Genomic DNA, 13,208 nt, shown 5'->3' on the forward strand with positions numbered 1-13,208 from the left:
ATTTTGAAAGCTTCGCTATTTTATGCTTCAATGAAAGTATAGTAAATTACTATTTTAAAATCTATTTAGCAATAAAAAATCCGTTTCAGATAAATGAAACGGATTCTTAAATGTTTTAAAAAGAAGGGTTTAAGCCATATCGATTAATCCTCTTTTTACGACATAATAATCGTTATTTTTTTCTAGCTGAAATTGCGCAACAAATCCAGAAGGTTCGCCCATATAAGTTACGCTGACATCAAAATATCTTTTATCGTTTTCGTTTTCGTCTCCCCACATAAAATCATCCAGAATGTCAAGATTGCCAAGCCATTCTAAGTTATTCAACCATTCTTTTCCTTCAAAAGATTCATCTTCAGCAATTTCGTGAATAAGGTAATGATCACGCCAGATTACATGAATAGATTCTTCCCAATCGTCATATAAATGATCAACGCTGTTTTTAGCATTGTCTAATTCTCCTTTTTTTAAATAAGCAAAAAAATCTTCAACTGCTTTTTGGGCTTCAAGTTCGGTTGGTTTTTCTTTCCAGGTTTTAAAGGTTGCCATAAATTTTTAGTTTAAAATATTGATTTAGGGATGTTTAATAGCTATTTTGTTCTATGCAAATAAACTAATTTTTTATTGATTTAGATTATATCGAGATTCTTTTGCAATCATTTTTTATTCCATGAAAAAACTAACTGTTGTCTAAGTGCTAATAATTTTGAAATATTTTATTTATACGTATTTTCTTTCTTTTTGTATTTTTGCATTGAAAATGATCAGGATTTAAAATTAAAAAAGTTTCACTTTAGTGAAACTTAATTATATTTGTATGAAGAAACGAAGAGAAATTATATTTTTTAAAAACTATTTTGAAGAATTCTTTTTAAAACAACGTGAGAAAGTTAAGGCAAAGATAATCTGGACTCTACAGCTTATAGAAGAGCTAGATAAAATTCCGGAAACTTATCTTAAACATATTGAAAGTACTGATGGATTATATGAAATAAGGGTTCAGTATGGAAGTGATATATTTCGAATATTTTGCTTTTTTGAAGAGGGTAAATTAATAGTGTTGGCAAATGGTTTTCAAAAGAAAACTCAAAAGACACCAAAGAAAGAAATTCTGAAGGCACTTAAAATTAGAGAAGAATATGAAAATGAAAAATAATGCAGAAAGTAATATCACAAGTTTAGATCAATTTAAAGATAAGCATTACGGAAAAATTGGTTCTAAAAAACGTGATACTCTAGAGAAAGGTTATGAAAGCTTTAAAATTGGAGCGCTCTTACTTGAGGCGAGATTACAAAAGGGTATGACACAGGAGCAGCTTGCGGAGAAAACCGGAACCACAAAATCATATATTTCAAAAATAGAAAATAATGTAAAAGAAGTACGATTTTCAACACTTCAGAAAATTGTTGAAATTGGTTTGGGAGGTCAATTAGAATTATCAATCAAAATTTAATTAATAGCTAAACAAAAAAAGTCCGTTTCAATTAAGAAACGGACTTTAGCGATTTGCAGATTTTTGGGGCAATTTGCAAATCATCAACTAACTTATTTTGGCATTTCTGGAACCATAATTCTTCGTGTTGGCGTGCTTAAAGTTTCAATAAAGGCTAGTAAATCGCCCATTTCTTCTTTACTCAAATCTAGTTTTCTCAACATTGGATCTGATTTAGGAATCAAAGAATCTCTTGCTGTACCTAAATATTTCTTTTGAACAGGAGACGGATTTCCTAAATTGTACAATTCGACAACATCCAATAAAGTAGGGAAGTGGCCATGATGCATCCATGGTTTGGTATTTACGACTTCACGAAGTGTTGGCGTTCTGAATTTGCCAATATCTTTTACATCTTTGGTCACATTATAGCGTCCGAAATCCTCATTTTTGGTTCCGAATAAAGTCTGGCCATCATTATGAAACTGATTGTTACTAAAATACGGCGTATTATGGCAATTAATGCATTGCGCTTTGGTTCTAAACAAATGCATTCCTTTTACCTGCTGATCGGTATAAGCTTCAGATTTTCCGCTTACAAACTGATCAAATTTACTTTTCGGACTGTTAATAGATCTTTCGAAAGTGGCAATCGCATATTGAATTCTTTCTAAAGTCACTTTTTTATCTCCAAAAGCCGCTGTAAACAATGAATTATACCCTTTAATTTTAGCAATCTTATCAACGGCAATCGTTAGTTTTTCATTCATTTCCAACGGATCTTGAACAGGAAATTGCGCTTGATCTTCTAGACTCGAAGCGCGGCCGTCCCAAAATAGAGAAGTGGCATACGCCGAATTTAAAATCGTCATCGAATTTCGTTTTCCAGTCTGGCGGTCGTGTCCAAAGGAACGTGTTAAATTATCCGTCCAGCCCAATTCTGGATTGTGACAAGAAGCACAGGCAATTTGTCCGCTTCGTGACAAACGCGGATCAAAAAACAAAATTTTTCCCAGACTTTCTTTTTCCTTAGAATACGGATTATAAGCAGGATAAGGAACAGCAGGAAGCGCACCAATATCTTGAAATTTAGATTTATCGACATTTTCATGCAGTTCTGCAGCAGGCCATTTTGAAGTGTCTCCGCTAGAATACACTTTTCTCAGTTCTTGGATATCGGTATAATAAGGACCTTCAGAAGCCTTGTAAGCCGATAATCCGAGCAGGAATAAGACGGGTAAGATTAGTTTTTTCAATTCTATTTTGTTTTTTGTTTTTGTTTGTTTAAGGTTTCAAGTTTCATGTTTCAAGTTGCTCAACTTAACCTGAAACGTGAAACGTGAAACCTTTTTTAGCCTCCAAAAGCTTTGTCAAAGTTTTAAACTTTGACAAAGCTCTTTTAAGTTCCACTACTGATCACTAACAGCTGACCACTGATCACTTATCGTTAAAGCGTAACTTCTTTAGGACACGGAATGCTTAAAGCAGCAGGTTTTGGATACGTTCTGTTATTGTACATTCTGTATTGTGTCGAAACTGTTCCTCCAAACAGTTTGTCGTTTGTTAATTTTAATTCGAATGAAATTTCAAAAAGGCCATTGCTGATTTCTTTATAAGTTCCTTCACCTGAGATTGCAATTTGATAGGTGTTGTCTTTATCTTTTCCGATGGTTAAATCTTGCGGAATTACTAAAACAGTTCCTTCGGTTTTGCTGTTTCCGTTTGCTGGGAAAAATTCTAAAGCTGAAGTAATGTTAAATCCAGGAGAAATCGCAGCCGAGTTGCTTTCGTTAGAAAACCATCTTTTTAAACCAAAAGAATTGACAGTATTTGTTCCGCTGGCAACGTTAAAACCAATTTTGAACGCATCGTGATATACATCATCATTCGGATTTGCAGTTCCTTTATCGCTGTAAAGAATAGCATTTTCATTGTCTTTTGAGACAATGATCGGGAATGTTAAAGCATTAAATGTCTGCCATGCACAACCACTAGCATTACTAAACCAATGTTCGCCATAAGTCAGATAAAAGGCATTCGTCGGATCTGTAAATTTTGATGCTGGGTAGGCTTGAACATCTCTAGGAGATTTTATGGGTTTTACAAGCGTTAGACTAATATTACCAGTCGCAATATAATTGGGCGTATTAACTAATGTAATTTTTGATTCGTAACGCGCGTCGTCGTTTTGAATGTCTTCAAGCAACGTAAAATGATAGTTTATCGAACTTCTGTTATCTCCATAATCATCGTGGGTTAATGAGTATTCAAAACCATTTTGGAATTTGAAAATAGGATTGCTGTCTATTTCAGATGGAATAAATCCGTTTGGGAAATTTACTTTAAAATCAACTTTTTCACCTACTTCGCCTTTTAAAACAAATTGATTTACTGGAAAAGTATAATTGGTGCTGATTTCTCCTAAAGTAATTGTAAAAGTATCATTTGGATACGCTGTGTTTAAGTTCCCAATATGAATTGTTGGGTCTGATGCACTTTCGAGTTTTAATGAAATACTTTGTTTGTCAGTCCATCTTTTGTCAAAAGAAACAAAAATAGTATCGGTCAATTTATTTCCTTCAAATACTAATTCTGTTGCTGGTTCTAGACTAAAACTGTTTGGATCGCCAGAAGTTTCGGCACTAAATTTTACTTTAACAGCAGATTTTAAAGCTGTTGAAGTCAAAGCTACTGGTACTTTAAAGGTTTTGATAGACTTGTTTTCAAATGTACTTACAGGCAACCCAGAGGTATTCTTTGCTGGATATTCTAATGGGACATTGTTGTCTACCAAAAAGTTGAATCTAACAAAAGGATCAGTACTTGTGGTATCTAATCTATAATCGTCTTTGGAACAAGAAGCGATTAATGCAGCAATAATGCTTAATACGGCTATAATTTTAATACGATTCATTTTGTTTTAGATTATGGTTAAGGTTAAGATTACTTTTTGGAATAGGCAGAATAAATTTTGGTGAAGGATAGGTAAGACTACAGCTTGTAGATAAACAGCCATCGTTTCGAGAAATATCTTTATGATTTCTAGCGATATCAAAAAACAAATGGCCTTCAAAACACAACTCTTTTCTTCTTTCTAAAAATACCGCATCCGCTAGATTTTCTGAATCTTTTACCGCAGAAGCATTGGCTCTAGCTCTAATGGTATTAATATCTTTTTTAGCTTGGGCTGTATTGTTTAGTTTTAAAGCAGCTTCTGCACGAATTAAATATTGTTCGCTTAATCGGAATACTACATATCCTGGATTTCCTTGGAATTTTTTAGTAAAATAATAATTCAATTGTACAGGCTGTAAATTCACTTGTGTGGTCAGCGGTTGCACCAGAAATAGTTGTTTACGAATATCTGAAGCTTCGTATAAATCTATCAAATCTTGTGAAGCCACATATTTTTGAAAAGTTTTAGGATCGGTATAACCAAAAAATGCTGCTAAAGATGTGCCTGTGCCAGTCTCTTCATCTCTTGATATTGTAAACTCCATTAAAATTTCAGAAACAGGAAGATCAGGCTGTTCCCATTGAGCAATGTAATTAGCAGATTCAATCAAGTTTACACCAGAACTTGAAATGACATCATCTGCTGTATCGTACGCTTTCTGCCAGTCATTTTTAGATAAATAAACTCTTGATAGTAAGGCTTTTGTATTGTTTTTATTGAAATAACCATATGCAGGTCCATTTAAAAGCACATTATCAGAATAAAGGCTCACAGCTTCTGTAAGGTCTTTTACGATATAGCTATAAGTATTGGCAACAGTTTCTCGAGAAGCGTACTGAAGTCCATTTGTTATTGACTTGGTATTATAAACAATTCCTAAATGAGAAGCATCTGCTGTAAAGCTGTAATTTTGGCTGTAAAATTCGCTTAACAAAAAGTGCATATAGGCTCTAGTTGTTAAGGCTTCGGCTTTTATCTGTTTTTTTTCTGCTTCTGTAGCATCTTTTAAAGCGTCAACAAATTCGATAATTAAATTTGCCTCATTGATAATCTTATAGCCATTGCTGTAAAAGCTAGCCAAATCAGAATCTAGCGCCTGATCATTAAAAGCATAAAAACCTTTGATGTCATCAGGAATTGTAATAATTCCGTTTCTGTCATTATTATCAGAATAAGTTGGAGAGAATTTAAGGTTACCGCCTTGAACGTCTGAATACACTACAAAAGTATTACTCATATGAATAGCTCTCAGATCATAGTAAATCCCATTTAATGCAGTTAAAACGCCATCTTTCTTTTCTAATTGCTCATTTATAGAGGTTTGTGTTCCTGGTTCTTGTTCTAAAAAATCACTACAGCTTTGCAAAGAGCACAGTAGTGCTAAAACAAATGGAAATTTTAATGCTTTTATATTTTTAAAATATTTCATCTCTTTAAAATTTTGTATTAACGCCAAGTGAAATAGTTCTGGCTTGTGGATAAGTAAAGCTAAATTCTCTGATACCATTCATTCCAGAAGGGCTTTTTTCTTTGTACCAATACAGTAAATTAGAAACGTCTCCAAATACCGTTAAGCTATCCAGAAAAGTGTTTTTTACAGGTACATTGTAACTTAAGTTGACATTACTGATTTTAATATAAGTAGCATCAAATACATATTTGCTCATGTTAGGAATTAAAGTATTATTACCTGGAGAAGGCTGTGTAGCTATATCTCCTGGATTTCTCCAGTAATCATACGCATTAACAGACATATTTCTATTAGAAGTAATTCTGTATTTTCCAATAATATCATCTGTAACCAATTTATCTCCGCCCCATTGAAAAGCTCCTGTTATAGATAAAGTAATGCTATTATTTAATGAAAATCTGTTGCTGAAACCTCCAAATGCTTTTGGCTGTGTATTTCCAATTGGCTCCCAGTCTGCATTTGTAAATAACTGACTGTATGTTGCAGAATCGTAAACTTGACCATTTTTTCTAATAAGATCTCTACCAGTTGCAGGATCTACGCCAATCCAGTTTACGCCCCAGATGGTACTTGTACTGTAACCAATTTTTTGTGCTAGAGCGATATTAGCCTGAGAATATTCACTTCCTAATCCTTTTAAATCGGTAACTTTATTTTCTACTGTTGAGATATTAAAAGAGGTTGACCATTTAAATTTTCCTTTTTGAAACCACTTTATTCTCGTAGTAAATTCAAGACCTTTATTGTACATACTTGCAGCGTTTAACTCCAAAGAGCTATAACCATTTTCTACCGGAATATCTCTGCTAACGATCAAATCAGATAAATCGTCATAGTAATATTCTAGAGACATTTCAATAGTATTGAATATATTAAAATCGACCCCTGCATTAAATTTGGTATTTTTCTCCCAGCTTAAATTTCCGTTAGGAGCGTCGCCTACAGTAGCATAATTATCACCATTATATCCGTTTTGCGCAATATTGTACAAACCTTTTGAGCGGTAAGACCCAATTCTAGAGTTACCTGTTGAGCCATAACTCACTTTCAATTTTAAGAAGTCAATCCAAGAAGAGTTGTTTAAGAAATCTTCGTTAGAAATAATCCATGCTAAACCTGCACCGCTATTTAAAGCGACATTAGTATCATCTCCAAAAACAGAACTTTCGTCACGTCTAATATTTCCTAAAACAAAGTATCTCTTTTTGTAATTGTAATTGATTTGAGAAAATAAGGATACTCTCGAATTATTGCTGATATCAGATCTATACGTTTGTTTTTTGAAGGTTTCGTCTTCTACTGTTAAGAGGTTATCATCTTGTATTGCATCTGCTACTGCATTTACAATATTCGGATTAACAAATCCTGTAGCCTGAGCATAGTGAAACCTTCCTTTTTCTTCAGCTAGTTCAAAACCTAAAACACCGTCTATGGCATGGTTTTCAGTAATTTTTTTATCAAACAATACTTGTCCCTGCCAGTTCCATTTGGTAGAGTTACGGTTATTGATAGCTCTTCGTCCCCAACTAGGATAAGTCTGTCCATCTAAAATAAAAGTACCACTGTTTCTACCGCTTTCATTTTCTCCAGAAAAATAGCGGTCTTGTTCTTTATCTTTATAATCAATTCCGAACAAGGTTTGAAACTTTACAGCCTTGTTTAGCTCGTAGCCTAAATTAATGCTTCCCAATAAACCGTAAGTATCTGTTATATTTCTATTTTGAGCAATAGCTGCCAAAGGATTTCCACCAGTAATTCCCGTCACACCAGATAAAGCATAAGATCCGTCTGCATTATAAGGTGACATTGTCGGAATATAAGCATAAGAGAAATAGGTGTTAGGCGCATCTTTTTTGATGTAACTTGGGTTCAATGACAAATTCACATCCCATTTAGAATGTCTGTAACCAAGATTTATTCCTGCATTCAATTGTTTTGTCGAATTGCCAAGTTGCGGTTCATCAATATCTAAATAGGTAATATTGGTTCTATATGAAAATTTAGAATCAGCTCCAGAAACATTAAAATTATATTTATTGTATATTCCTGAATTGTTTAAAAGATCAAACCAATCAGTATTGACTCCGCTATAAGTAAGCAGGGCGCTGTTTGGAGACGTATTTCTTAAATATTCGTTTCTCATTTCAGTATACTGCTCTCCGTTTAAATATTTGATCTGATTGATAGCAGACGAAACGCCCAGCTGATTCGAAAAACCGAATTTAGCTTTACCCATTTTTCCTTTTTTGGTAGTAATTAAGATTACACCATTTGCACCATCTGCACCATAAAGTCCAACGGCTGCGGCATCTTTAAGAACTGTAAAAGTTTCAATATTTTCAGGAGCAATTTGCGCTAGCGGATTTGATAAATCTTCAGAAAATGAAGTTTGTCCATTAAAAAAAGAACTGTCAATATAACTTTCTTCAGACATAATAACCCCATCAATAATAATAAGCGGTTGTGTCGAAGTTCCAAAAATTGTATTTCCCAAAGGTTTTAAAGTACCTTGCCCACGAATATTGATTTTTACAGGTCCGCCAACTCCAGAAGTGTTTTCGATAAGCACGCCGGCAACTTGTCCTTCTAACATTTTATCAACACTTTCAGAAGCCTGATTTACTGGAATATCTTTTGAAGTTATGGTCGAAATACTTCCAACAATTTCTTCTTTCAACTTTGTAGTTCCATAAGAAGAAGTAATAATTACAGGATTTAATTCATCTGTAACTTCCTGAAGATAAAAAACAAAATCTTTTTTATAGCCAGCTGTTTGCGATTGCGATTCCATTCCTAAATAAGCAACTTCAAGAATCTGGTCTTTAATATTATTTCCTTTCAATTCATAAGCAAACTTTCCGTTAGCGTCCGTTATAGCGCCCATTCCGGTTCCGCTTATGCGAATAGTTGCACCAGGAAGTGGCTGTCTATCTTTTGCACTGTAAACAGTTCCTTTTATAACACGCTCCGTTTCTTGAGCAGCGTCATTAGATCTGTCAACACGAGTAGCATCTGTAAGCAAAACTTGCTTTTTCTGAATATAGTACGAAATATTGGTGCCTTTTAATAACTTCTTTAAAACAGTTTCTAAAGCCGCATTATCAACATCCAAATCGGCTAATTGCTCTGTATCTACTTTTTTTGCGTTATAAATAATTCTAAAATCGCTTTGTTCTTCAATTGATTTTATGATAGAACTGATTGGTTTATTTTTAACATGTATGGTTATTAATTTATTTTGCGAGAAACCTTTAAAACCGGATATAAGGAGGGCTAAGAAAAACAAAGTTTTTCTTAAGTTATTGGGTATCATTAAAGTCATGTTTTATTTAGTTATGGAAAATTGGCGTAATTGTAATTGTTTTTTGTTTAATAGAATAATTAAAAGGCGTGTCGCGTTTTAGCAGGTCTAAAATGTTTTCGACACTAGATTCGCTAATTTTAATGGTACCCGTAAAATTCTGTCTGGCCAAATCAGAATTTTCGTTGATAATCTCAACGTCGTAGGTACGCTGAATAATTTTAGCGATTGTAGAAAATGGGGTGTCTTTAAAAGCAAGTTCGCCTTTTGTCCAGGCAGCGTAAAAGGCAGGATCGACTTCTTTTAAAACCAGTTTTTTTGAATTATTTTGCCATGTCGCCATTTGATTTGGCTCCAGCAAAATAGCGTTAGAAGGATTAATAGCTTCAGACATTCGGATACTTCCTTCAATTAATGTACTGTTAACTGTAGGGTTTTCAGGATAAGCGCTCACATTAAAAGTTGTCCCGAGAACTTCGATGTCTGCCTGATTCGCATGTACAATAAACGGATGGGTTTTGTCTTTGGCAACTTCAAAAAATGCTTCACCGGTTAAGTAGACATTTCTGTTTCCGTTTAAACCAAATTGCTCTGGATAACGCAAAGTTGTTCCCGAATTTAAACTCACAACAGTACCATCTGAAAGTTTAAGCTTGAAACGTTTTCCGTACGGAACCGAAAGTGTATTATAAATTACTTTCTCATCCTGAACTTTACCAAAGTAAATAATTTGAGTCGGAAATTTTTTGGCAACCAAATCTCCTTTGTCATTTAACAAAGTAGTCTGCGTTTTTCCAGAGAAATATTCCATACGGCCGTCGCCTAATTCTAGAACAATTTCTTTTGGAGTTTCAGATCTGCTGTTAAACAAGTAAAAAGTCGTTCCTAAACCCAGAAACACTAAAAAAATCGCAGCGTACTGTAAATACGATCTGATTTTGTTTTTTGGTTTCATCTGGATTACCGGAACAGTTTGAATAGATAAATCAGAAGTAAGAGTGGTTAATGCCCAAATCTTCTTCATTTTTATAAATTGCTCCTTGTTTTCTTCTGATGCTTCGATCCAGTCAAAAAGTGCCTGAACTTCTTGCTCTGAAGCTTCGTTAGAAAGGTATTTGTTTATTATTTCCGATGTCATATATGCGTTTTAAAACTTCTCGCCATTATAAGTACACTTCAGAATTAAAATACCCTACCTTTATTCTTAATTATTATAAATAAGGATAAAAATTAAGAACAAATAATCGGATAATTTCGTCTTTAAAATCTTCAAAGCCTTTGTCATATGGGCTTCTACAGCTTTTAAAGAAACGCCTAATTCTTCTGCGATTTCTGCATTTTTTTTATTCTCAAAGCGTTTTTTAATAAAAACTTCTCTGGTTTTTGGTGGCAAATCACTGATAGATTCCTGAATTATACGTTCTAATTCGGTTAGTTCTAAAGTGTCAAACTGGATCGAATTTAAAACTTCGATATCCAATTCTCTTTCTTTGTGGTTTAAGAGGTCATTTTTGAATTTATCCTTCACTTTATTGTGACGAATTAAATTCAAGCATTTTGATTTGGCATACGTAAATAAGAAAGCTTGGATTCCGTTAACAGATTCCACATTTTCTTTACTTTGCCAGAGGTGTAGTAGGGCTTCTTGAGCGAGGTTTTCAGCTTCGTCTTGATCATAAATAAATTGGACGCTGAAAGATTGGATTCTTCTAAAATATTTATCGTAAAAAAACTTAAATGCAGTTTCGTCGCCTTCCTTAAAGGAATGGAAAAGATCTGATTCGAAACGGGCATTATTATTCATTAAACGAAATTTTGGAGAAAGCAATATTAAAGTTAATTTTAAAAAATACTCAGTTTTGCTCAGAAAGCGGCAAATATAAAAGTTTATTTAAATTAATTCTAAATAAAATAAAATTATTGAATGATTCTCGAAAAATTATTCAGAAAAGGTTTGGTTTAGGTGTTTTTAAATGTTTTTTTACCGCAAAGGGCGCAAGGATTTTTGATATGCTAGGTCTATAAATAAACGCAAAGTTCGCAAAAGCTTTGTGGGTACGTTTTGTGATTTTCTTTGGGAATAATTTTTTTTCTCGCAGATTTAGCAGATTTTGGGGATTTTGTTGCGGTTGAAAGATTTACGCAGATTTTCCCAGATTATGTGGATCTTTTTTATTTTTTTAAGCTCAATAAATAAAGGCAGAGTAAATAAATTTTAGGAGTCAAGCAGATTTTGTTGCAGTTAAAAAATCTGCGCAAATCTTCTCATCTCAGTAAAAATCCCCAAAATCTGCTAAATCTGCGTGAGAAAAAAATCTAGAGAAAGAGTAAAAAAATAACCGCAAATATTTTGAGTATTTTATTGCTGCTGAAAGAATTACGCAGATTTTTGAATAAACGCAGAGTAAAGAAATTTTAGGAGATCGAGCAGATTTTGTTGCAGTTAAAAAAATCTGCGCAAATCTTCTCATTTCAGTAAAAATCTCCATAATCTGCTAAATCTGCGTGAAAAAAATCTAGATAAAGAGTAAGAAAAAATAACCGCAAAGAACAAAAAATCTCAAAGTAAACAATGAGAAATTTCTTCACGTCCTTTGCGATTACAAATAATTTAAGCAGTCGTAAGACTTTCTTTAAAAAGCTTTCGCAGCTCCCAAATTAAAATGAACTTATATCACTTATATGGTTTAAAATAATTTAAACAGTCTTACGATTAAAATTAAACCATCCAAAACCAATCAAAAGCAAATTGAAAAGCAACAACGGAACAAAAGCTTTTGCAAAACTTATTTTTGTGCTATCGTTAAAAGTTTCGACTTTAAATTTGCCCCAATTTTCTGCGTTTACAGCAGCATTGTCAAATATTTTCGGATAGAAATACAATCTCAGTTTTTCGTGAAATTTAGAAGTTTCTTTCAAAAATAAAAGCTGATTTCCTAAATCGGCATGAGCAATTTCATTCAGTTGCAATTGAGTATGCAGTGTCGGAATAAATTGTGCAATGCTTTGACTGGCAAGGTTTCGCTGCTGTAATTTGCTTTCTAATTCTCGAGATTGCACTGCCGATTCGTCGTCGCCCATTTGCTGCATGGCATAATACCAAAGCCAAGTAAATTCTTTGTCTGCCGGAATTTTATATGATCTAAATTGCGGATAATGTTTGTAAAACTTCTCCATAGTTTCATTTTTGTCCGTATCCCATTTTTCATGATATGCATTTCGCTGTTTCAAAGTCAACTCCAAAGCTTCTGGAACTTTATATTTCGTAACTATATAAGCATTAATTCCAGCAGGAACGATAATAATTAGAAACAACCATATTGTTAGCAAAATGACAGCATTAAAGTTGGAATGTTTTTGAAGTGAAACAATAAAGAAACAAACGGCAAACCAAAACAGAATGTACAAAATACCAAGTCCGTAAAAGACAAACAAGGAGGTATCGAATGGAATATTTAAGAATAAAACCGCTATAAAAAGCAAGATAGTAAGCAATGCGATTAGACTTAAAATCCTAACATAGAATAGTTTTAAGATGTAGAAAAAGGTATTCTGGCTTTGCGTTGCTACAATTTTCCAAGTGCCACTTTCTTTTTCTTCAGAAATAAGATTGTAGGAGAAAGCAATGATCAGAAGCGGAAAAAGATAAATAAGAACAAAACTAAAATCAATGTTTCCAGCCAAAAGATTGTTCGGATTATTGAGTTCAGCATCATATTTCTGACCTTCTAATCCGCGAATTGTTACATTTTGAATGGAAGGATTAACATCGCGTTGTCCGATGGCTAAACTATTTATAGGCAGTGTTTTATTGACTAAAGAAAATTTGATGTAATACAATAAAAGCCCGATTTCGTCTTTATGAAATGCCGCATTTCGAGCAATATGTTCTTTCTGATAAACCGTTGCTTGTTCGATAGTTTGGATTTGTTTATCCTGAAACTGTTTTCCGATCAATAAGCTGATAAAACCAATGCAGAGTAAGAAAAGCAAACCAATCTTAGTGCCTTTTGATCGAATGAAATTTTTGAATACTAATGATAACAT

The 13,208-nt window shown here is 33.5% G+C and carries 10 protein-coding genes; 2 read left to right on the forward strand and 8 right to left on the reverse strand.

Annotated elements, in window-relative coordinates:
• Window positions 1-129: 129 nt before the first annotated feature.
• Window positions 130-549, reverse strand: coding sequence for a hypothetical protein (locus ACWA1F_RS06270; protein ID WP_456892515.1), 420 nt, complete (start codon window positions 547-549; stop codon window positions 130-132).
• Between the two features lie 268 nt (window positions 550-817).
• On the opposite strand from ACWA1F_RS06270, the gene ACWA1F_RS06275 reads away from it, so the two are divergent.
• On the forward strand, window positions 818-1,156 hold the full coding sequence (locus ACWA1F_RS06275) for a type II toxin-antitoxin system RelE/ParE family toxin (protein WP_456892516.1): 339 nt from the start codon (window positions 818-820) through the stop codon (window positions 1,154-1,156).
• Complete coding sequence (locus tag ACWA1F_RS06280) at window positions 1,140-1,454, forward strand: helix-turn-helix domain-containing protein (protein WP_306160069.1); 315 nt, start codon at window positions 1,140-1,142, stop codon at window positions 1,452-1,454. Before ACWA1F_RS06275 ends, ACWA1F_RS06280 begins: the two co-directional genes overlap by 17 nt.
• Before the next feature lie 92 nt (window positions 1,455-1,546).
• Here the strand turns inward: ACWA1F_RS06280 and ACWA1F_RS06285 are convergent, their stop codons facing one another.
• The 7 genes from ACWA1F_RS06285 to ACWA1F_RS06315 all read right to left on the reverse strand — a co-directional run bounded on the left by ACWA1F_RS06285 (window position 1,547) and on the right by ACWA1F_RS06315 (window position 13,208).
• Window positions 1,547-2,689 carry a cytochrome-c peroxidase gene (locus ACWA1F_RS06285; protein ID WP_456892519.1) on the reverse strand — a complete coding sequence of 381 codons (1,143 nt, stop codon included), beginning with the start codon at window positions 2,687-2,689 and terminating at the stop codon, window positions 1,547-1,549.
• A gap of 191 nt (window positions 2,690-2,880) precedes the next feature.
• The gene (locus ACWA1F_RS06290) at window positions 2,881-4,347 is read right to left on the reverse strand and encodes a hypothetical protein (protein WP_456892521.1); all 1,467 of its coding nucleotides are present in this window, start codon (window positions 4,345-4,347) and stop codon (window positions 2,881-2,883) included.
• Window positions 4,334-5,818 carry a RagB/SusD family nutrient uptake outer membrane protein gene (locus ACWA1F_RS06295; protein WP_456892523.1) on the reverse strand — a complete coding sequence of 495 codons (1,485 nt, stop codon included), beginning with the start codon at window positions 5,816-5,818 and terminating at the stop codon, window positions 4,334-4,336. Before ACWA1F_RS06295 ends, ACWA1F_RS06290 begins: the two co-directional genes overlap by 14 nt.
• A 4-nt stretch (window positions 5,819-5,822) precedes the next feature.
• The gene (locus tag ACWA1F_RS06300) at window positions 5,823-9,173 is read right to left on the reverse strand and encodes a SusC/RagA family TonB-linked outer membrane protein (protein ID WP_456892525.1); all 3,351 of its coding nucleotides are present in this window, start codon (window positions 9,171-9,173) and stop codon (window positions 5,823-5,825) included.
• 16 nt (window positions 9,174-9,189) lie between these two features.
• Window positions 9,190-10,299 carry a FecR family protein gene (locus ACWA1F_RS06305; RefSeq protein WP_456892527.1) on the reverse strand — a complete coding sequence of 370 codons (1,110 nt, stop codon included), beginning with the start codon at window positions 10,297-10,299 and terminating at the stop codon, window positions 9,190-9,192.
• 66 nt (window positions 10,300-10,365) lie between these two features.
• On the reverse strand, window positions 10,366-10,965 hold the full coding sequence (locus ACWA1F_RS06310) for an RNA polymerase sigma-70 factor (protein ID WP_306160081.1): 600 nt from the start codon (window positions 10,963-10,965) through the stop codon (window positions 10,366-10,368).
• A gap of 893 nt (window positions 10,966-11,858) precedes the next feature.
• Window positions 11,859-13,208, reverse strand: a complete 1,350-nt coding sequence (locus ACWA1F_RS06315) for a DUF3526 domain-containing protein (protein WP_456892529.1) — start codon at window positions 13,206-13,208, stop codon at window positions 11,859-11,861.

The organism is Flavobacterium erigeronis (assembly GCF_054075165.1).

Bases quoted from the DNA above. Each gene is read 5' to 3' on its own strand.
- ACWA1F_RS06270 (WP_456892515.1), bottom strand. From the start codon at position 549: ATGGCAACCTTTAAAACCTGGAAAGAAAAACCAACCGAACTTGAAGCC.
- ACWA1F_RS06275 (WP_456892516.1), top strand. From the start codon at position 818: ATGAAGAAACGAAGAGAAATTATATTTTTTAAAAACTATTTTGAAGAA.
- ACWA1F_RS06280 (WP_306160069.1), top strand. From the start codon at position 1,140: ATGAAAATGAAAAATAATGCAGAAAGTAATATCACAAGTTTAGATCAA.
- ACWA1F_RS06290 (WP_456892521.1), bottom strand. From the start codon at position 4,347: ATGAATCGTATTAAAATTATAGCCGTATTAAGCATTATTGCTGCATTA.
- ACWA1F_RS06295 (WP_456892523.1), bottom strand. From the start codon at position 5,818: ATGAAATATTTTAAAAATATAAAAGCATTAAAATTTCCATTTGTTTTA.
- ACWA1F_RS06300 (WP_456892525.1), bottom strand. From the start codon at position 9,173: ATGATACCCAATAACTTAAGAAAAACTTTGTTTTTCTTAGCCCTCCTT.
- ACWA1F_RS06305 (WP_456892527.1), bottom strand. From the start codon at position 10,299: ATGACATCGGAAATAATAAACAAATACCTTTCTAACGAAGCTTCAGAG.
- ACWA1F_RS06310 (WP_306160081.1), bottom strand. From the start codon at position 10,965: ATGAATAATAATGCCCGTTTCGAATCAGATCTTTTCCATTCCTTTAAG.
- ACWA1F_RS06315 (WP_456892529.1), bottom strand. From the start codon at position 13,208: ATGTTATCATTAGTATTCAAAAATTTCATTCGATCAAAAGGCACTAAG.